The sequence below is a fragment of the Crossiella sp. SN42 genome, from assembly GCF_023897065.1.
Classification (GTDB): domain Bacteria; phylum Actinomycetota; class Actinomycetes; order Mycobacteriales; family Pseudonocardiaceae; genus Crossiella.
The window spans coordinates 86,085-105,931 of record NZ_JAMHIV010000005.1; the positions used below are offsets into that span (position 1 = coordinate 86,085).

Below are 19,847 nucleotides of genomic sequence, written 5' to 3' on the forward strand. Positions count from 1 at the left end.
CCGCCGGGGATAGCGTGTGATCATGACCTGGGCAAGCCTCCGCCACATCACCTGGTCCCTGGCGCCGGACCTGCTCGGCGACCACCAGCTGGCCTTCTCCCGGGGCTCCGGCCGCTCCCGCCTGGAGGTCTCGCTGGCCCACCTGGTGCGGGTCAACGCGCTGGCCACGCTGAGCCCGACCCGGTTCGACAACCAGTTCGCCGAGACCCGGATCATGCTGTCCTTCCTGCGCACTCCCGCCTCCGGGCAGCTGAGCCTGCGCGAGGAGTCGGTGCGCGGCAGCTCGCACCACATCCGGCAGTTCGTGGTGGAGTGCCTCGGCCTGGGCCTGCACTCCACCGCCGTCGGCGAGCCCCGCGTGCTGCCGATCGGACCGGACCGGGCCTACCGCAACCGCGGCGTGCGCCCTGACCTGCTCTTCGGCTGGCCGGGCCGCAGGCTCGCCGGGGAGGCCAAGGGCCGGGCCCGCAACCCGCCCTCCCGGGTGCTGGCCGAGCCCCGGCTGCGGCTGGAGACCATGCTGGAGTGGTCGGCCCGGCACGACGACCACCCGTTCGTCATGACCTGGGCCTACGCCAGCGACCTGGGCATCACCGTGGACCTGTACCGCCCGGCCGACGGCTCCGCCTGGTTCGACGGCAACTCCGGCAAGGTCCGCACCGAGCTCTACCAGGGCCCCGCGGTGGACGACTCCGCCGTCGGCCCACTCGCCGAGGAGGCCGCGACCCGGGTCGTCGAGGTCGAGCGCTACCTGCACGAGACCGCCCCGCCCACCGAGCACACCCTGCTCGGCCACCGGCTGCGCGGCGCCCAGGCGCCCCTCGACCTGTTCGGCCTGGACAGCAGGCGGTACGCGCTGGCCGTGCTCGGCGAGGACCTGGACGAGGACGAGCACGCCGCACTGGGCTCCTCGCCCGCCGTGTCGGTCTCCGGGCGCATCGTGGTGGTGCTGGCCACCGACGGCGGGGACCCGTGGACGGCGATAAAAGAAGAAGGTCTGGCCTGAATGTCGAAAACGACCGATCCCGTTCGACGCACGGGTATGACCGACTCAACGCACGAGCCCATCGCGACCCGCAACCTCGACCAGTACGGCTCCGCGGAACTGCCGTGGAGCCGGCCCCGCGACATTCTCGCCGCGGACACCCCCAAAGCCGACCTCACCTTCTTCGTGGCCACCGTGCGCCCCGATGGAAGACCGCATTCAGCAGGCGTCGGAGCCGTCTGGGTAGATGACGCGTTGTATTTCGTCAGCGGCCCCGGCACCCGCAAGTCCCGCAACCTGGCGGTGAATCCGGCGTGCACCGTCTCGGTCCGGCTGCGCGGCGTTGACCTGGTGCTGGAGGGTTCGGCGCACCGGGTCACCGAGGCCGCTGACCTGGAGAAGCTGGCTGAGGTCTACCGGAGCGGCGGGTGGCCGGCGACGGTGACGGATGAGGGGTTCACCGCTCCGTTCACGGCACCGAGCGCGGGGCCGCCGCCGTGGCATGTGTACCGGCTCACGCTGCACACCGCGATCGGCGTGGCCACCGCGGAACCGCACGGCGCCACCCGCTGGGACTTCGCGCACTAGATGGCCTGCCCCGCCAGGTGAGAACGTGGCACCGCGGGCACGACCTCCCAGCTCCACCGTTGACCTGATCGTGTGGGGTCGCCCGGCACTGCCCGAGGCGACCCCGCGGCTAGCCTGGCTTGGTGACCTGGGTGATGTTGCGCGACTTCAGCTGGACCGTCGATCCCAGTCAGACAGGTATCGCCCGTCTCAGCGCGGAGCTGACACCGCGCACCCGGCGGCTCGACATCAACCTCGCCCGGCTGGTCGAGATCAACACACTGGCCACTCCCTGTCCGGCACGGTTCGAAAGTCACTTCCCCGAAGCCCGCATCCTGCTGTCCTACCTGGACACTCCTGAGAACGGGCCGCTAAGGCTCAAGCCCGATGTGGTGCGGACCAGCTCGCACCACCTTCGGCACTTCGTCGTGGAGTCGCTGGGCATGGCCATGCTCACCGCTGCGGTAGAGGCGAGCTCCCGCTGGCACCGCAGCGGATCACTGCACCATCTCGACGCGTTGCCGATAGGCCCGGACAAGTCCTACCGGAAGCGAGGCATCAAGCCAGACTTGTTGTTCGGCTGGCCGAAGAAGCAGCTCGCAGGTGAGGCCCGCGGGCGATACCGCAAGGCACCGTCAAAGGCATTGGCGGAGAACCTAAGGCGTCTCAACGAGCTGCTGACGTGGTCCGAATACCATCGGGACCACCCATTCGTCATGTCATGGGCCTACGCGAGCGAGCACGGGGTGACGGTGGACCTGTTCGCGCCTCGCCGCAAGCCGAGCCGACCTGCCAGCCCGCCTGGCAAAACTTCGCGGGAGGCGCGTGGCAGCTCAGTGGAACGTGCCGCGAGATCGTTCACCTACCAGCGCCTAGAGGTTCCAGCCTGGCTGACAGAACGCGACAACCGCGCCACCCTGGATGACTGGACCTCCGTCCACCAACTCGCCGAACGTGCCCAAGCCCATCGCCACACCGTCCAAGAAACACTGTTCGCCAGCGCGCCGCCGGTAGAAGACCACCTCGTGTCGGGGCGGCGACTCCACGGGGCCTGGGCTCCGCTCAACCTGTTCGGCCAAGATGACCGGCGACTCTCCTTCGGAGTCCTCGACGAGGCGCTATCGCCAGAAGAGCAAGGCGTGACGTTGCGTCGCCTCCGTCGGCGAGCAGCGGAGTATCCGGGCACCAGCGTTCATATCGCAGGCCGTCTGGTCATCCTGGTTTCAAGCAACACGCGTGGCGGGCCGTGGGATCTACTCGCTGACCGTGGGTAGTTCCTCCCCATTCGCGCGTATACCGCACCATTGACCGAGTGCGGTTGCCGGTATCCCGGGGTTCAATGGTTCTGCATACCCCGTGGGTGGGGCATGATGCGGCCGCGGGTGTGTTTCGAGCAAGGGGTCGTGCATGGACGTAAGCAGCCGTCCGGCCGGTGATCGCCGGTGGCTGGCCTACCTGCTCATCGGGCTCGCCTTCGTCGGGATCTACTTCCTGATCCCGACCGATGACGGCGGCCGGATCGCCAGGTTCGTCGTGTACTGCCTGATCACCTCCTCGGCGGCGGTGGCCGCGCTGTACGGGGTGCGGCGGAACCGGCCGCGGCCGTTGCGGCCCTGGCTGCTGATCGCGCTCGGGCAGGTCGTGTACGCGGTGGCCGACATCTGCTTCTACGTGGCGCACTACGTGCTGCGCGATCCGACCTACCCGAACGTGGCCGACATCTTCTACCTGGGTCACTACCCGCTGGTCGTGGCCGGTCTGCTGCTGCTGATCCGGATGCGCAGCCCCGGCCGCGACCTGCCGGGGCTGCTGGACGCGGCGGTGCTGTCGGTGAGCGCGGGCATGATGTCCTGGCTCTACCTGATCGGGCCCCGGGCGCGGCTGGACTCGCCGTTGCTGGTCAAGGCGGCCTCGCTGGCCTATCCGATGATGGACCTGGCGATGCTGGCGGTGGCCATCCGGCTGATCATGGGTGGCGGGCGGCGGCCGATGGCGTTCACGCTGCTGAGCACCAACCTGCTGGCGCTGTTCGCGGCCGACTCGCTCTACGTGCTGCAACAGCTCGACGGCAGCTACACCGCGGGCAACTACCTGGACGCGATCTGGCTGACCTCCAACCTGGCCCTCGGCGCGGCCGCGCTGCACCCGACCATGCGGCAGGTCGGCGAGCGCGCGGAGCGCAACACCGACACCGGGCCGAGCCTGGCCAGGATGTCGGTGCTGTCCGCGGCCGCGCTGCTGGCGCCGGTGCTGCTGCTGGTCCAGACCGCCAACGGGGACCTCAGCGGGGTGCCGGTGATCGCGGTGGCCTGTGCGCTGCTGTTCGGGCTGACCATCGCCAGGCTGGCCGGGCTGGTCTCGGCGCAGCGGCGGCTGGCCATCACCGATGTGCTCACCGGGCTGCACACCCGGCGGTTCTTCGAGGCGCACCTGCCGATCGAGATCGCGCGGGCGAAACGGGCCGACGGGCACCTGGCGGTGTTCATCGTGGACGTGGACCACTTCAAGTCGATCAACGACCGGTACGGCCACCCGGCAGGCGACCACGTGCTGGTGGAGATCGCCAACCGGTTGGGCGCCTGCGCCCGCGCCGGGGACGTGGTGGCCCGCTACGGCGGCGAGGAGTTCGCGCTGCTGTTCCCGGACGCCAGTCCCACCGAGCTGCCCGGGATCGCCGAACGCCTGCGGCACTGCGTGGCCAGCAGCCCCATCACCGTTTCCGCCGACACGTGGATCGCGGTCACCGTCTCGGTCGGCACCGCCTGCTACCCGCTGCACGGCGAGCAGCCCAGCGAGCTGGTCGCGGTGGCCGACCGGGCGCTGTACGCGGCCAAGTCGCAGGGCCGGGACCGGATCGTGGTGGGCCGCGCGCCGGAGTCGCCGGCGGGCCAGGTCGCCGACCACGCGGCCATGGTGGACTACCTGCGGCAGGTCGCCGACGAGGTGGACGGCAAGCTGGCCGGGCAGGAGCACAGCCGGGCGATCAGCCGGTGGGCGCGCGAGGTCGCCGAGGCGATGAAGCTGGGTGCGGAGACCGCGCACCAGGCCGGGCTGGGCGGGCGGCTGCACGACATCGGCAAGATCGTCGTGCCGCCGGAGGTGCTGACCAAGCCGGGCAGGCTGGACGAGCAGGAGTGGGCGCTGATGCGCCAGCACCCCGACCACGGCTACCGGCTGGCCGCGATGGTGCCGGACTTCGAGGCGATCGCCGAGATCATCCGCCAGCACCACGAGCGCTTCGACGGCAGCGGCTACCCGCTGGGGCTGGCCGGCACGGACATCCGGATCGAGGCGCGGATCATCGCGGTCTGCGACGCGTGGGCGGCGATGCGCTCGGACCGGCCGTACCAGCGGGCGCTCAGCGAACGGCAGGCGCTGCACGAGCTGCGGGAGGGCAGCGGCGGCCAGTTCGACCCGGACGTGGTGGCCGCGTTCCTGAAGCTCCAGCGGCGCGGGGCGGTGGGCACGCTGCGCCCGATCCGCCCCGCCGCCGAGGAGAGCCAGGACCGCAGCTACCGGACCTGATCGTCCAGGGTGTTCCAGAACGAGAGCTCGTAGGCCTGCAACAACCGCCCGTACCCGTGCGCGGCCGCGGTCGACTCCCCCGCGTCCAGGCCCGCCTGCACCGCCTCCATGGCCAGCTCCAGCAGCTGCGGCGCGGGCGCGGCGAAGAAGTCGAAGAACCCGCGCCCGGTCTCGTCGAACCCGTAGTGCTCGGCCAGCGCCGCGGACACCGTGCCGCAGTACTCGCCCCAGGCCCCGAAGTTGACGTTGAGCGCCAGGATCACCGCGGTGATGTCCCCGTTCAGCGCCAGCCAAGCCTGGTACGCCGGATAGGCCTGGCAACCGGGCAACGGCTGGTACGCCTTGAGCGCGGCCTCGTCCAGCCCTGCCGCGGCGGCGAACTGCACCACCCGCTCCAGCGCGATCCCCTCCCCCGCGGCCAGGGTGGAGAAGTACTGCTTGGCCGCGGGCGCCTCGGCCCGCGCCGCCAGGTGCAGCAGGCTCCGCCAGTCACTGCTGATCACCCGGTACTGCTCCCCGGCCAGCGCCGCCAGCACCGACCGAGGGGCCTGGCCCGCCGCGATCCGCGGCACCAGGCGGTTCTCCCCCTCGGCGTGCCCGAGCACGTCGCGTAGACCGGCCAACGTTTCCTGCGCGGTAGCACTCACGCGGGGCAGCCTAGCCCGCTTTGTCCGGGCCAGGCGGTAGCTTCACGCGCATGCCGGAACACATGGCTGGTGAACCCGGGCTGCTGGCCCTGGCGCAACAGGACGACCAGGCTGCTTTCGGACAGCTGGTCACCCCGTACCGCGACCAGCTCTTCGCCTACTGCTACCGCATGCTCGGCTCCACCCACGACGCCGAGGACGCGGTCCAGGACGCGCTGGTCAAGGCGTGGAAGGGCATCGCGGGCTTCGAGGGCAGGGCCTCGGTGAAGAGCTGGCTGTACCGGATCGCGACCAACGTGTGCCTGGACGAGATCCGCAGGCGCCCGCGCCGCATCCTCACCGACGACTACGCGCCACCGTCCTCCCCCGACGTGGAGCTCACCGGCCGGGTGGACGAACCCATCTGGCTGCAACCCTGCCCCGACGACCGCCTCGCCCTGGACCCGGCCGCCGGCTACGAGCTGCGGGAAAGCGTCGAACTGGCGTTCTTGGTTGCCCTGCAACACCTTCCGGCCACCCAGCGCGCGGTGCTCGTGCTGCGCGAGGTGCTGGGCTTCAGCGCCGCCGAGGTGGCCGCCACCCTGGACACCTCGGTGCCCTCGGTGAACAGCGCCCTGCAACGCGCCCGCGCCACCATCCGCACCCAGCCCCGCTCCCAGCGTGCGGAGCTGGCCGAGCTGGGCGATGACGGGCAGCGGGAACTGCTGGCGGCCTTCATCGAGGCGCTGCAACGCTCCGATGTGGACGCCATGGTGACGCTGCTGGCCGAGGACGTCCGGTTCACCATGCCGCCGATGCCGTTCTGGTTCCACGGGCGGGCGGACGTGGTCGCGTTCCTGACCGGGGTGGTGCTCAAGGAGTCCTGGCAGCGGATGCCGGTGCGGGCCAACGGACAGCTGGCGTTCGGGGCGTATATGGACCGCGGCGAGGGGCACCGGCTGGTGGCGGTGGACGTGCTCACCGTGCGGGACGGGCGGATCGCGGCGATCAGCGCGTTCCTGGACGGCGCCGCGCTCGGGGTTTTCAGGCTGCCGGAGCGGTGGCCGGGAGTGGGTTCGTAAACTGGCGCGGTGACGGACGGCGGGCGGACACGAAGCGGTGAAGTGACTGCCGCGGCGCGGAACGTCCACCGGTACGGCGGTAAGATCAACGAGCCGGGAGCCGGGAGCCGGGAGCCGGGAGCCGGGAGCCGGGAGCCGGAAGCCGGAAGCCGGAAGCCGGAAGCCGGAAGCCGGAAGCCGGAAGCCGTTGGGACACCGTCCGTCCCGAACGTGAGGTCCTCGTCGCGGCCCGCAACCCCGCCGTACTCAACCGCATGTGGGACGTCCTCCCCCTGCTGCTCGCTGACCCGCGCGTGGCGGTGACCTTCGCCGTCGACCACGGTTCCGCCTTCTCCCACCGCATCCGCGCGCACCTCACCGAGCGGGACGCCCGGCTCCTGGACTGGGACACCGCCCTCACCCGCCGGTTCGACCTCGCCCTGGCCGCCAGCGACAACGGCGAGCTGCACCGCATTCGCGCGCCGCTTGTGCTGCTCCCGCACGGCGTCGGCTACCACCGCCGCTCCCCCAGCGAACCTGCCGCGATCTCCGGACTGCGGCGCTCGGCCCTGGTGCACCGCGACCGGCTCATCCCCGACACCCTGGTGGTCGCGCACCAGGACCAGCTCGCGGTGATCGCCTCGGTCGAACCCCGCCTGCTGCCCCGCACCCTGGTCGCCGGCGATCCCTGCCTGGACCGCATCCGGGTCAGCGCACCCCGGCGGCGCCAGTACCTGGCCGCCCTCGCCGCCGAGGGCCGCGAGCTCGTCCTGCTCTGTTCCACCTGGGGCGAGCACTCGCTGTTCGGCCGCCACCGCGACCTGCCCGCACAGCTCACCGCCGCGTTGTGCGCGGACCGCTACCGGTGCGCGCTGGTGTTGCACCCCAATGTCTGGGCCCGCCACGGCGCGTTGCAGGTGTGGTCCTGGCTGCGCCGCGCCACGGACGCCGGACTCGTGGTGGTCCCGCCCGAGCAGGGCTGGCAGGCCGCGATCGTGGCCGCCAGCCTGGTGATCTCCGACCACGGCTCGCTCACCAGCTACGCCGCCGGAGCGGGCAAACCGTTGCTACTGGCGGCTGACGGCGGTCCGGAGGTCATCGCCGGTTCACCGATGGACGACCTCCGGCAGCGCACGCCCCGGCTGCACGTCGACCAGCCACTGGAGTTACAGGTCGAACGGGCGCTCGCCCGCGGCGCCGAGCGGGACATCGCCTCCTCGATCTTCGGCGCACCCGGCCAAGCGGCGGCGCTGTTGCGCACCCGGATGTACGCGCTGCTGGAACTCCCGGAACCGCCGTGGCAGGCGCTTGCCCAACCTCTACCGGCCCCGGTGGTGACGGTGACCGAGCCCGACGCGCTCCGGGTTCACGCCAATGGAGTGCGCCTGTGCCGCTACCCGGTGGTGCCCGGCCTGCCGGATGCCCCGGGGCACCTCGCGGTCAGCGAGCACGCGGCCGACCCGGAACTGCTCGAACGGGCCCCGGTCATCTGGAGCGCGGACCGGCACCGCGGCATGGCGGAGGCCACCAGCTGGGGTCAGGAAACGCTGCGGCGCTGGCCCGGTGCCCGGATCGCGGTGACCGAGGTCGAACCCGGTGCGATCGTGGCCTGCCTGCGGGACGGCCGGGTCCTGGCCCGGCACGCCACCGTGCCGCGTTCGGTGGCGGGCTCGGCGTTGTACCGGTGGCTGCTGAGCGGCGAACCGGCCGGGAAGCTGACCATCCAGGCCGGGGCGAGCTCCGGCCTGCTGCGCTGATCACCCGGTCGGCGGCAGTCCGGCGAGCAGCCAGGCGGTGCGGGTGGCGTGCACCGAGTCCGGCACCCCCATCCGCTGGAACAGCGCGGCGGCCCGTCGCCGGAAGCCGAGGCCGGACTCGCGCTCGCCCCGCCGTTCGGCGAGTTCGGCAAGTCCCAGCAGCGCATCCGCGGCCGGCGCGGTGGCCTCGCGCTGCTCGGCGATCTCCAGCGCTTCGGCGAAGGCGCGTTCGGCGTCCTGGTCCGCACCGGCGGCGGCGAGCACGCCCGCGGTGCTGAGCACGATCTTCGGCAGGATCGACTCGGCGTCGGTCCCTGCCACCAGCGACCGGGCGCGGGCGAACGCGGCCAGCGCTTCCTCGTGCTCGCCGAGCAGGCCCAGCGCACGGCCGACCATCATGCTCATCATCGCGGTGCCGCGGACCCGCCGCAGTCGCTCGTTGATCTCCAGCGCGAGCCGGAACCGCACCAGCGCCTCGACCGGTTTTCCCTCACGCAGCAACACGTTTCCGGTGAAGTCCTCAGTGGAGGCCAGCAGCCGTTCCCCGCAGCTCCCGGCCAGCTCGCGTGCCCGGTCGAGCTGTTCATGGGCCTCAGCGAAACGGCCCAGCTCCTGATAAGCCTTGGCCAGCAGGCAGCGGCAACGCACCTCGTGCGCGGTGAGCCCGGCCGCCACGGCGGACTCGACCGCCCGCTTGCCCGCGCGCACCCAGGCCGCCAACGGTTTGGTGGCGTCGAAGAGGGCGAACAGCGCCTCGAACAGTTGGCACACCTCAAGATGCCAGCCCTGCTCAGCGGCGGCGTCCATCACTTCCAGCAGGTTGGGCTGCTCGCGCCGCAGCCAGGCCATGGCGGCCTGCGCCGGAACCTCCACCGGCTCGGCGCCGAGAATCGTCGCGGGGTCGGTCACCCGCAGCGACTGCACGCCCTTGATCGCCACATCCGCGGCCACGGCGGTGCGCAGCCAGCAGTCGACCGCGCGGCGCAGCGCGGCAACGCGTTCGCCTTCGTCCGTCTCCGCGGCGGCCTTGCGCAGGGCGTGCACACGCACCAGGCGGTGCAGCCGGTACACCCCGCCGGACTCCTGCTGCACCATTCCGTTCTGGCACAACGTGTCCAGCTCGCGGCGGACCTCCCGCACCGGCAGCTCCGCCATCGCGGCCAGCACATCGGCCCCGAAGTGCGCACCCACCAGCACGCCCAGCAACCGGTAGAGCTGGCGCAACCGTGCGGGCAGGTCGGCGTAGGCCAGGTCGAACATGGCGAAGACCTTCGCGCGGGCGGACCGCTCGGCCGAGGCCTCGCCTGGGTCGCGGTCGGTCTCGCGCAGGTCGTCGACCAGTTGCCGGACATCCAGGTGTGGCCGCGTTTTCAACCAGGCCGCGGCCACGCCCAGTGCCAGCGGCAGCCCGCCGCAGACCTCCACCAGATCGACCACATCGGCGCGTTGCCCGGCCACCCGCTCGGCCCCGCACACGTTGGCGACCAGGCTGACGCCGTGTTCGGTGCTCAGCGGGTGCACCGGCAGGTCCACCGCGCCGTCCAGGTGCAGCTCCTCCAGCGGCTCCGGCCGCCCGGCCGCCACCAGCACCAGACTGGCCGGCGAGAGCGGCAGCAGCGCGCTGACCTGCGCCGCCTCCCGCACCTCGTCGAACACCACGATCATGCGCGACCCGGCGGTCAGCGAGCGGTACAGATCCACCCTGGCCTGGAACCCCGAGGGGATCAGGGCCTCGGGCACGCTCAACGCGGCCAGGAAGCGGGCCACCGCCTCGGCGGGCGAGTTGCCCTCCTGGCCGTACTGGACGTGCAGCACGCCATCCGGGAACCGCTCGCGCAGCTGCCAAGCGGCCTGGCGCAGCAACGCGGACTTGCCCACCCCGGGCATGCCGCGCAACGCCGCCACCGGCGGCCGGGTCCGGTCGCCGACCGGCATGTCAGCCAGCGCGTACAACCGCGCCAGCTCCACCTCGCGGTTGGTGAACGGCTCCGGGGGTGACGGCGCGAGCGCGGGCACGGCCTGCGGGCGTTCGCGCGCGGCGAGGATGACCTGGCCGATGTCCCTGGCCTGCACGACGTTGCCCGCCGAGCCGCTCAGCTCGTTCCGCACCCCGTCCCCGCGCACGGTCCACCCCCGTCAGTCGCCTCACGTAGCGTGACGATCACGGTACTGGACCCGGCGGGTGCCGCGCTGTCTGACCTACAAGCCCAGCTGCCGGGCGATCAGCATGCGCTGGACCTCGCTGGTGCCCTCGCCGATCTCCAGGATCTTCGCGTCCCGGTAGAACCGGCCCACCGGGTACTCGTTCATGAATCCGTAGCCGCCGAAGACCTGGGTGGCGTCGCGGGCGTTGTCCATGGCCGCGTTGCTGGCCACCAGCTTGGCGATGGCGGCTTCCTTCTTGAAGGGCTCGCCGCGCAGCATCTTGGCCGCGGCGTGGTGGTAGGCCAGTCGCGAGGTGTGCGCGCGGGCCTCCATGTCGGCGATCTTGAACTGGATGGCCTGGTACTCGCCGATCTTCTGGCCGAAGGCCTCGCGCTCGCCGGCGTAGCGCACCGACTCGTCCACGCAGCCCTGGGCCAGGCCCACCGACAGCGCGGCGATGGCGATCCGGCCCTCGTCCAGGGTCTGCAGGAACTGGGCGTAGCCGCGGCCGCGCTCGCCGAGCAGGTTCTTGGCAGGCACTCGAACGTCCTCAAAGGACAGTTCGTGGGTGTCGCTGGCGTTCCAGCCGACCTTGGAGTACTTCTTGGCCACGGTGAAGCCGGGGGTGCCGGAGGGCACGATGATGGTGGAGATCTCCTTGCGGCCATCGGGTTTCTTGCCGGTGACCGCGGCGACGGTGACGAAGCCGGTGAGGTCGGTGCCGGAGTTGGTGATGAAGGCCTTGCTGCCGTTGATCACCCACTCGTCGCCGTCCAGCTTGGCGGTGGTGCGCATGCCGGAGGCGTCCGAGCCGCTGCCGGGCTCGGTGAGGCCGAAGGCGCCCAGCTGTTCGGCGGTGCACAGCCTGGGCAGCCACTCCGCCTTCTGCTCCGGGGTGCCGAAGCGGTGGATCGGCATGGCGCCAAGGGAGACCCCGGCCTCCAGGGTGATCGCCACCGAGGAGTCCACCCTGGCCAGTTCCTCCAGGGCCAGGCAGAGCGCGAAGTAGTCGCCGCCCATGCCGCCGTCGGCCTCCGGGAAGGGCAGGCCGAACAGGCCCATCTGGCCCATCTTGCGCACGATCTCGTACGGGAACTCGCAGTTCTCGTAGAACTCCCCGATGACCGGGGCGACCTCGTCCCTGGCGAACTCGGCGACCGTCTTGCGGAGGGCCTCGTACTCCTCGCTCAGCTGCTCCAACATCTCATCCCTCCTGGGGAGTAACGACGGCAAGGGCCTGGTCCAGACCGACCTGTTGGCCGGGCCGCACCCGTAGTTCGCTGACGAGGCCGTCCACCGGGGCGGTGATGGTGTGCTCCATCTTCATGGCCTCGACGATGATCAGGGGCTGGCCCGCGGTGACGGCCTCGCCCTGGGAGACCTTGACCACCAGCACGGTGCCGGGCATCGGGCTGGTGACCGGTCCACCACGCCCGCCGGGGGCCTCGTGCCGGGCGGCGGCCAACTTCTCGGTCTCGGTGAGCTGGTAGGTGTTGCCATCCGCGGCCAGCCAGCTGGACTGTCCACTGCGGACGGTGGTGAACCTGGTGGTGCGGCCCCGGTAGGACAGGGTGAGCCGGACCGCGCCGTCGGCGTCGACCGTGGCCGAGGCGCTGGCGGGCTCGGGATCTCCTTCGCCGACCACGACTTCGGCGTTGTGCGCGCGGCCGCGGACCTTGACCTCGACCGGTTCCTGCCCCGCGGTCTCGATCTGCCAGCTGGCCCAGGCCGGCTCGCCGATCCGCCAGCCGCCGGGCACGTCCCACGGGTCGGCGGGACCGCTGGGTTCCAGTGCCAGCAACCGTTCCAGCGCCGCGGCCGCGTAGACCTCCTGCGGCACCTCGGATTCGGTGAGCTTGTCCAGCTTGCGCTCCACCAGCCCGGTGTCCAGCCGTCCGGCGGCCACGTCCTCATCGGCCAGCAGGGCGAGCAGGAACGGGATGTTGGTGGTGACGCCGAGCAGCACCGAGTTGGCCAGCGCGTCGCGCAGCCGCCGGATGGCCTCGGCCCGGTCCCGGCCGTGCGCGATGTACTTGGCCAGCATCGGGTCGTAGTCGCTGCCGACCGCGCTGCCGGGCAGCAGCGCCGAGTCCACCCGCACCCGGTCGCCGGGTTCGCGCAGCACCAGCACGGTGCCGCCGGTGGGCAGGAAGCCGCGGGCCGGGTCCTCGGCGTAGATCCGCGCCTCCACCGCGTGCCCGGTCAGCTCAACGTCCTTTTGGGACAGTGCGAGCTTCTCCCCCGCCGCCACCCGCAGCTGCCACTCCACCAGGTCCAGGCCGGTGACCAGCTCGGTGACCGGGTGCTCGACCTGGAGCCGGGTGTTCATCTCCATGAAGAAGAACTCGTCGGGGGCGTCCGCGGAGACGATGAACTCCACGGTGCCCGCGCCGGTGTAGCCCACCGAGCGCGCGGCCTCGGCCGCCGCCGCGCCCATCCGCTGCCGGGTTTCCTCATCCAGCAGCGGCGAGGGCGCCTCTTCCACGATCTTCTGGTGCCGCCGTTGCAGGCTGCACTCGCGTTCGCCCAGGTGCAGCACGGTGCCGTGGTTGTCGGCCAGCACCTGGATCTCGATGTGCCGGGGCCGCTGCACGAACCGCTCCAGCAGCAGTGTGTCGTCGCCGAAGGAGCCGCGCGCCTCCCGGCGGGCGCTGGCAATCGCCTCGGCCAGCCCCGCGGTCTCAGTGACCAGCCGCATGCCCTTGCCGCCGCCACCGGCGGAAGGCTTGAGCAGCACCGGGAAACCGACCTCGGCCGCGGCCTCGATCAGGTCGGCGTCGGTCAGGCCGGGCTCGCTGCGGCCGGGCACCACGGGCACCCCGGCGGCCGAGACGGTCTGCTTGGCCCGGATCTTGTCACCCATGGCCTCGATCGCGGCCGGCGGCGGGCCGATGAAGACCAGCCCGGCCTCGGCGCAGGCGGTGGCGAAGGCGGTGTTCTCGGCCAGGAAGCCGTAGCCGGGGTGCACGGCCTGCGCGCCGGTTTCCCTGGCCGCGTTGATGATCCGCTCGATGGACAGGTAGCTCTCCCGCGCGGCGGCCGGGCCGATGCGCACCGCGACGTCGGCTTCCCGCACGTGCCGGGCACCAGCGTCGGCGTCGCTGTACACCGCGACCGAGCGGATGCCCATGCGCCGCAACGTGTCGATCACCCGGACCGCGATCTCGCCGCGGTTGGCGACCAGGACGGTGTCGAACATGGTCAACTGCCTCACATTCGGAAAACGCCGTAGCCCGTGGGCTCGATCGGCGCGTTGGCGGCGGCGGAGAGGGCGAGTCCGAGCACGGTGCGGGTGTCGGCGGGGTCGATCACGCCGTCGTCCCACAGCCGGGCGGTGGAGTAGTACGGGTGGCCCTGGTCCTCGTACTGGGCCCGGATCGGGTCCTTGAACGCCTGCTCGTCCTCGGCGGACCAGTCCTGACCCTTGGCCTCGAACTGGTCCCGGCGCACGGCGGCCAGCACCGAGGCGGCCTGTTCGCCGCCCATCACCGAGATCCGCGCGTTCGGCCACATCCAGAGGAACCGCGGCGAGTAGGCCCGGCCGCACATCGAGTAGTTGCCCGCGCCGAAGGAGCCACCGATGATCATGGTGAACTTGGGCACCCGCGCGCAGGCCACCGCGGTGACCATCTTCGCGCCGTGTTTGGCGATGCCGCCCGCCTCGTACTCGCGGCCGACCATGAACCCGGAGATGTTCTGCAGGAACACCAGCGGGGTCTGTCGCTGGTCGCAGAGCTGGATGAAGTGCGCGCCCTTGATCGCGGACTCGCCGAAGAGGATGCCGTTGTTGGCCACGATCCCGACCGGGTGGCCGTGGATGCGGGCGAACCCGGTGACCAGGGTCTGCCCGTACTCGCGCTTGAACTCGTGGAACTTGCTGCCGTCCACGATCCGCGCGATCACCTCGCGCACGTCGTAGGGGGTGCGGCTGTCCACCGGCACCACGCCGTAGAGCTCGGCGGGGTCAGCGAGGGGCTCCTCGCTCGGCTCGATCCGCCACGGCTGGGGCTGGCGCGGGCCGAGGGTGTCCACAATGGACCGGACGATCTGCAGCGCGTGCGCGTCGTCCTCGGCCAGGTGGTCGGTGACGCCGGAGGTGCGCGAATGCAGCTCGCCGCCGCCCAGTTCCTCGGCGGTGACCACCTCGCCGGTGGCCGCCTTCACCAGCGGCGGGCCACCGAGGAAGATCGTGCCCTGGTTGCGCACGATCACCGCTTCATCGCTCATCGCCGGGACGTAGGCCCCGCCGGCGGTGCAGGAGCCGAGCACCGCGGCGATCTGCGGGATGCCCCGGCCGGACATGGTGGCCTGGTTGTAGAAGATCCGGCCGAAGTGCTCGCGGTCGGGGAACACCTCGTCCTGGCGGGGCAGGAACGCGCCGCCGGAGTCGACCAGGTACACGCAGGGCAGGTTGTTGTGCAGCGCCACTTCCTGGGCGCGCAGGTGCTTCTTGACCGTCATCGGGTAGTAGGTGCCGCCCTTGACGGTGGCGTCGTTGGCCACGATCACGCACTCGCGCCCGGAGATCCGGCCGACACCGGTGATGATGCCCGCGGCCGGGGCCTCGCCGTCGTACATGCCGTGCGCGGCCAGCGGGGACAGCTCCAGGAACGGCGAGCCGGGGTCGACCAGCGAGTCGACGCGGTCGCGCGGCAGCAGCTTGCCGCGTTCGACGTGCCGCTGCCGGGCGCGCTCCGGGCCGCCCTTGCGCGCCTGGGCCAGCTGGTCGCGCAGGTCGGCGGACAGCGCGGTGTGCTCCTCGACGGCGCGCTTGAAACTCTCCGCGGTCGGATCTGCGGCGCTGCGCAGGACGTCCATGTGCCGGACTCTCCTCGTTGAAAGTTAACGGCCGTTAACACGGTCTCCCACGATGTTAACGCTCGCTAACCTTCGGCGCTAGTATCACCCCTATGACGTCGAGCGCAGCCACCCGGCAGAGTGGGCCGACCCGTCGCGAACAACTGCTGGCCGCGGCGGCCGAGCTCTTCGCCCGGCACGGCTTCCACGGCGTCGGCATCGACGACATCGGCTCCGCGGTGGGCATCAGCGGCCCCGGCGTCTACCGGCATTTCCGCAGCAAGGACGCCATGCTCGGGGAGATGCTGGTGGACATCAGCCAGAAGCTCCTGGATGGCGGCGGGGCCAGGGTGGCCGCCGCGCCGGACCCGGAGTCCGCGCTCAACGCCCTGATCGGCTGGCAGCTGGACTTCGCGCTGGACAACCGCGCGCTGATCACCGTGCACGAGCGCAACCTGGGCAACCTGGCCGAGGCCGACCGCCGCCAGGTCCGCGCCCTGCAACGCCGCTACGTCGAGGTCTGGGTGCGGGTGATCGTGCAGGCGGTGCCCGGCCTGGACGACGAACCGGCCGCCCGCGCCGCCGCGCACGCGGTCTTCGGCTTGCTCAACTCCACCCCGCACAGCGCACACCTGGACCGCGCCGCGATGGCCGGCCTGCTGCACCGAATGGCGCTGGCCGCGCTCACCACCCCGGGCACGTTGTCCGGGAAGTGAGCGGGATCGCTTTTCCCACTGTAACGCGAGCTGTCCGAAATAAGAACAAACGTTGTTCCCTGCTCCATTCGGGAAAAACCGCATGAGTGCGGTCACAACTGTTTGACCGCAATCGTTGCGAATTCCTAGCTTTCGAGCCGTGAGAAATTCCGTGCTGGTCCGCACCCTGACCGCCGCCGCGCTCGGTCTGGGTCTGCTCATCCCGGGTACGGCCGCCGCCACCGCGGCGCCCGCCCCCACCGCCGCGGTCTCGATCGTCGGCCTGCCGATCGCCCCGCCACTCAAACCCGGCGTCGAGTCCAAGACCTGGAAGGTCGCCGACTACATCAAGGCGTGGGAGACCTTCCACGGCCGCCCGATGACCGCCGACGAGCGCGCCAACCTGGCCCGCGGCTGCATCGGCGTCACCGTGGTCAACCTGGAGCGCGCCGACGTCGGCAACCCGCCGCTCGGCCTGTCCTTCGGCACCTTCGGCAAGGCCCGCGAGGTGCAGGCCGCGCTCAACGAGATCATCAAGTCCCGGCCCAGCGCCGCCCAGTACGCCGCCGCCGTGCGCGCCCACCCGCTGCTGAGCAAGCTGGAGAACGTGCAGCGCGCCCTCCCCCGCGACCTGGACACCGGCGAGCTGACCGCGGCCATCTTCTCCAAGCGGTTCTACTCGAAGCAGCACCCGGACTGGACCGATGAGTTCGCCGCGAAGATGTACCGGCCGAATGCGCGCGGCCAGGTGGACATGAACTCCTACCGTTATGCCGCCCGCCCCGGTTATGTCAACTTCGACTACGGCTGGTACGACGAGAACACCAAGAACTGGTGGCACGCGAACCACGCCGAACCGGGCATGAAGGTATTCCAGAGCACTTTCGACTACTATTCGCGGGACCTGTTGGACTTCGACCGCCAGGTGTTCACCGTGGCATTCGCGAAGAAGGTCTGATGAACCTCGCCGACCAGGCTGGGAAAACCGTCCGCCTCCGCGGCACCGCGGGCAACGCGCACGCGGGCGCGGTTCTCCTCCGCGACGGAGAACCGCCGGTGTACGTGGCCGGGCTGTCCAATTGGGGCGCCGCCGCCGGGCTGACCGTGGAGGTGACCGGGGTGGTGACCATCGTGCCCGGCCCCGGCAACACGGACCGGCACGGGCTGATCGGCGACGTGGTCCAGCTCCGCGAGGCGGACTGGCACCCGGTCCGCTGACCGGGGGTGGGGCGGGCGGCGCGCATCGGGCGCTGCCCGCCCCACCATGGCGCGGGTCAACGTCGTTGTTCCACCCGCACCCAGTCCACCTCGGTCTTGATCTCGCTGGTGCGCACCCGGTCCACACTGGACTGCGGCAGCCCCCAGTACGGCTGGGTCACCTTGTTGTGCCCGGCGGGATAGGCCCCGCCGAGCGCGAAGTTCAGGATCACGTACTGGTTCTTGTCGAAGACCCACTGCCCGCGCAGCGACTCCACGTGGTCCCTGGTGATCCGGTGGTACTCCCGGCCGTCCAGGGAGAACGCGATGTGCTGCGGGGTCCACTCGGCCGAGTAGACGTGCCACTGGTCCGCGCTGCCACCAGCCGGGAAGTACTCGGTCTTGCCGATGTTGCCGTCGGCGGAGTAGCCGGGGCCGTGCATCGCCGCGCTGACCCAGTTGCCGTAGCCGATGTTCTCCAGGATGTCGGTCTCCCCGCTGGCGGGCCAGCCCACGTTGGGATCGTCCACATCGCTGCCCAGCAACCAGAACGCCGGCCAGTAGCCGTCACCCACCGGCATCTTCACCCTGGCGCTGATCCGGCCGTAGGTGAAGTCGTGCTTGGTATTGGTGTCGATCCGGCCGGAGGTGAAGTCGAACTTGCCGCCGTCGGGCGTGGTGAACCCCGGCTGCCAGCGCGCGGTCAGCTCCAGGGAACCGTTGCGCACACTGATGTTCTCCGGCGAGTCGACGTAGGCCTGGGCCTCGCCGTTGACCGGGTTGAAGGTCGCCCCGGTGCGCTGCACCCGCCACCGGTTCCGGTCCAGCGCCGCGCCGGTGAAGTCGTCGAAGAACGTGGTCTGGTACGTGCCACCGGGGCTGGGCGGCGCGTCCGGGTAGCGGGCCGCGGCACTGCCGCCGGTGCCCCAGACCTGGAACTCGTAGAGCGAGTAGCCGAACTGCGCGGTGTGCGGCGCGGGGTTGTAGAAGGACCGCCGCTCGATGCCGCGCATCCGGATGTAGCGGGCGTCGGCGCCCAGGTTCACCCGGTCGATCCGGCCGACCGCCTCACCGGGCGGCTTCACATCGGCCCGCCGCGCGGCCACCTCACTGGCCGAGGGCCGGTAGACCTGCCGCCAGTTCCGGTTGTCCGCGGAGACTTCGAGGGCGTAGTCCACCGCGTAGGCGGCCTGCCAGTACAGCTCGACCCGGTTGATCCGCGCGGTCGCGCCCAGGTCCACGCCGAGCCAGCGGTTGGCGTTCCAGTCGCTGGACCAGCGGGTGGCGTCATCCCGCAGGTTCTCCGGGTAGCCGCCGTCCACCGCGAAGGCGGGCGAGTTCCCGGCGTGCTGGTAGTAGTCGCCGAAGACCAGGTGGTGCAGCGCCAGGTTCCGCTCGGTGGCGCTTGCCGGTGCGGGCACGCCGCCCTTGACCACCACCGAGAACAGCGAGTAGCCGTACGGGGTCGCGCGTTCGATGCCGCGCAGCCGCAGGTGCCGGCCGACCACCTCGCGCGGGTAGGTGTGCACGTTCGTGGTGCCGCCGGTGCCCGCGTTCTCGGTGTAGAAGGGCCGCCAGTCACTGCCGTTGCCGGAGACCTCCAGCGCGTAGCGGCGGCCGAAGGCGGCCTCCCACACCAGTTGCACCTGGCTGATGCGGATGCTGGTGCCCAGGTCGATGCGCAGCCAGGCGTCGTCGGCGGGGTTGCTGGCCCAGCGGGTGCCGGGGTTGTTGTCGATGGCCTTGCCCGGCGCGAAGTCCGGGTTCTCCGAACCGGAAGCGGTGGCCGCGGCGGGGTTGACCGCCAGTGCCGCCGCGGCCCAGTCCTGGTCCCAGCCGGGTTCGGGCGCGGCCTGCGCCGCGGGGATGAGGGCGGTGCCGAACAGGGCGGCGACCAGTGGGGCGATGAGCAGTCGTCGCGCCAGGGAACGGTGTTGTGCGCGCATGGCGCCACCTCGCAACTTCAGGGAGGGCTGTCAGCTGGCGGCGTGAGAGCGCTCTCTCCGATGTCAGACTAGAACGATTTACCTGGCTGTCAATCGCCCGTCCCGACCCAGCGCGCGATACACGCTTGTGCCCTGGCCGCGCTGGCACCGCTGACCTCGTGCACGACTCACCGCCGCCCGCCCTGGCCGCGCCGCCAGCGGTCGCACCGCTCCGGGGCACCAAGCGGCCCGCACTCCCGGCAACTGGAAACCCTGCTGCGCGAGTTCCTGTGCCGAGGCCCCGGCCATCCGGATCACCGGCACCGCGGAGGCCGCAGGCCAGGAACCACACCGCGGAAGCTCAGCTCCAGGCCGCCGACGGTCGCGCGGGCTCGGTGCGCGTCGAGGTCGATGACCCGGCCATCACCAGCGGCCAGTCCGCCTGCCAGCCGAGGGCCGCGGTGCCGGACCAAGGAGGTCGACGACAACACGGACTTCACCCTGATCGAGTTTTTCCGCCCGCACTCGACCCGGCCGATCCTGGTCAGGGCAACGGGTCCGGCCTCG

16 protein-coding genes are annotated in these 19,847 nt (G+C 71.2%); 9 read left to right on the plus strand and 7 right to left on the minus strand.

The genetic code is table 11. The annotated features are described in order from the left end of the window. Positions 1 to 22: 22 nt before the first annotated feature. The 4 genes from M8C13_RS08050 (at position 23) to M8C13_RS08065 (ending at position 5,077) form a co-directional block, all read left to right on the plus strand. Positions 23 to 1,006, plus strand: a complete 984-nt coding sequence (locus tag M8C13_RS08050) for a hypothetical protein (RefSeq protein ID WP_252479858.1) — start codon at positions 23 to 25, stop codon at positions 1,004 to 1,006. A gap of 36 nt (positions 1,007 to 1,042) precedes the next feature. Continuing rightward, positions 1,043 to 1,573, plus strand: coding sequence for a pyridoxamine 5'-phosphate oxidase family protein (locus M8C13_RS08055; protein ID WP_252479859.1), 531 nt, complete (start codon positions 1,043 to 1,045; stop codon positions 1,571 to 1,573). 122 nt (positions 1,574 to 1,695) lie between these two features. Then, entirely contained in the window at positions 1,696 to 2,826 is a 1,131-nt protein-coding gene (locus M8C13_RS08060; RefSeq protein ID WP_252479860.1) for a hypothetical protein, read from the plus strand. Between the two features lie 133 nt (positions 2,827 to 2,959). Next, positions 2,960 to 5,077: a diguanylate cyclase gene (locus M8C13_RS08065; protein WP_252479861.1), complete on the plus strand. Its 2,118-nt coding sequence runs from the start codon at positions 2,960 to 2,962 to the stop codon at positions 5,075 to 5,077. Here M8C13_RS08065 and M8C13_RS08070 read toward each other — a convergent pair. Then, a complete protein-coding gene (locus M8C13_RS08070) occupies positions 5,065 to 5,724 on the minus strand; it encodes a transcriptional regulator (RefSeq protein ID WP_252479862.1) in 660 nt (219 codons plus the stop codon). The two genes, M8C13_RS08065 and M8C13_RS08070, sit on opposite strands and share 13 nt — an antisense overlap. A 50-nt stretch (positions 5,725 to 5,774) precedes the next feature. Here M8C13_RS08070 and M8C13_RS08075 point away from each other — a divergent pair, with 50 nt between their 5' ends. Continuing rightward, positions 5,775 to 6,785: a sigma-70 family RNA polymerase sigma factor gene (locus M8C13_RS08075; RefSeq protein ID WP_252479863.1), complete on the plus strand. Its 1,011-nt coding sequence runs from the start codon at positions 5,775 to 5,777 to the stop codon at positions 6,783 to 6,785. Positions 6,786 to 7,039: 254 nt separating this feature from the next. Further along, complete coding sequence (locus M8C13_RS08080; protein ID WP_252479864.1) at positions 7,040 to 8,521, plus strand: hypothetical protein; 1,482 nt, start codon at positions 7,040 to 7,042, stop codon at positions 8,519 to 8,521. On the opposite strand, the gene M8C13_RS08085 is transcribed toward M8C13_RS08080, so the two are convergent. The 4 genes from M8C13_RS08085 to M8C13_RS08100 all read right to left on the minus strand — a co-directional run bounded on the left by M8C13_RS08085 (position 8,522) and on the right by M8C13_RS08100 (position 15,484). Further along, a complete protein-coding gene (locus tag M8C13_RS08085; RefSeq protein ID WP_252479865.1) occupies positions 8,522 to 10,645 on the minus strand; it encodes an NB-ARC domain-containing protein in 2,124 nt (707 codons plus the stop codon). Between the two features lie 75 nt (positions 10,646 to 10,720). After that, entirely contained in the window at positions 10,721 to 11,869 is a 1,149-nt protein-coding gene (locus tag M8C13_RS08090) for an acyl-CoA dehydrogenase family protein (RefSeq protein WP_252479866.1), read from the minus strand. Between the two features lies 1 nt (position 11,870). Then, positions 11,871 to 13,865 carry an acetyl/propionyl/methylcrotonyl-CoA carboxylase subunit alpha gene (locus M8C13_RS08095; protein WP_305883931.1) on the minus strand — a complete coding sequence of 665 codons (1,995 nt, stop codon included), beginning with the start codon at positions 13,863 to 13,865 and terminating at the stop codon, positions 11,871 to 11,873. Positions 13,866 to 13,876: 11 nt separating this feature from the next. Continuing rightward, positions 13,877 to 15,484, minus strand: coding sequence for a carboxyl transferase domain-containing protein (locus M8C13_RS08100; protein WP_252479868.1), 1,608 nt, complete (start codon positions 15,482 to 15,484; stop codon positions 13,877 to 13,879). A 92-nt stretch (positions 15,485 to 15,576) separates the two neighbouring features. Here M8C13_RS08100 and M8C13_RS08105 point away from each other — a divergent pair, with 92 nt between their 5' ends. From M8C13_RS08105 to M8C13_RS08115, 3 genes are all read left to right on the plus strand, one after another. After that, positions 15,577 to 16,179, plus strand: coding sequence for a TetR/AcrR family transcriptional regulator (locus tag M8C13_RS08105; RefSeq protein ID WP_252479869.1), 603 nt, complete (start codon positions 15,577 to 15,579; stop codon positions 16,177 to 16,179). A gap of 139 nt (positions 16,180 to 16,318) precedes the next feature. Beyond that, positions 16,319 to 17,116 carry a hypothetical protein gene (locus M8C13_RS08110; RefSeq protein WP_252479870.1) on the plus strand — a complete coding sequence of 266 codons (798 nt, stop codon included), beginning with the start codon at positions 16,319 to 16,321 and terminating at the stop codon, positions 17,114 to 17,116. Continuing rightward, the gene (locus tag M8C13_RS08115; protein ID WP_252479871.1) at positions 17,116 to 17,376 is read left to right on the plus strand and encodes a hypothetical protein; all 261 of its coding nucleotides are present in this window, start codon (positions 17,116 to 17,118) and stop codon (positions 17,374 to 17,376) included. The genes M8C13_RS08110 and M8C13_RS08115 overlap by 1 nt, the downstream gene beginning before the upstream one ends. 56 nt (positions 17,377 to 17,432) lie before the next feature. Here M8C13_RS08115 and M8C13_RS08120 read toward each other — a convergent pair whose 3' ends face one another. Together M8C13_RS08120 and M8C13_RS08125 are read right to left on the minus strand one after the other, a co-directional pair. Next, entirely contained in the window at positions 17,433 to 19,301 is a 1,869-nt protein-coding gene (locus M8C13_RS08120) for a discoidin domain-containing protein (RefSeq protein ID WP_252479872.1), read from the minus strand. A gap of 293 nt (positions 19,302 to 19,594) precedes the next feature. Then, positions 19,595 to 19,771, minus strand: coding sequence for a hypothetical protein (locus M8C13_RS08125; RefSeq protein WP_252479873.1), 177 nt, complete (start codon positions 19,769 to 19,771; stop codon positions 19,595 to 19,597). Positions 19,772 to 19,847 lie beyond the last annotated feature (76 nt).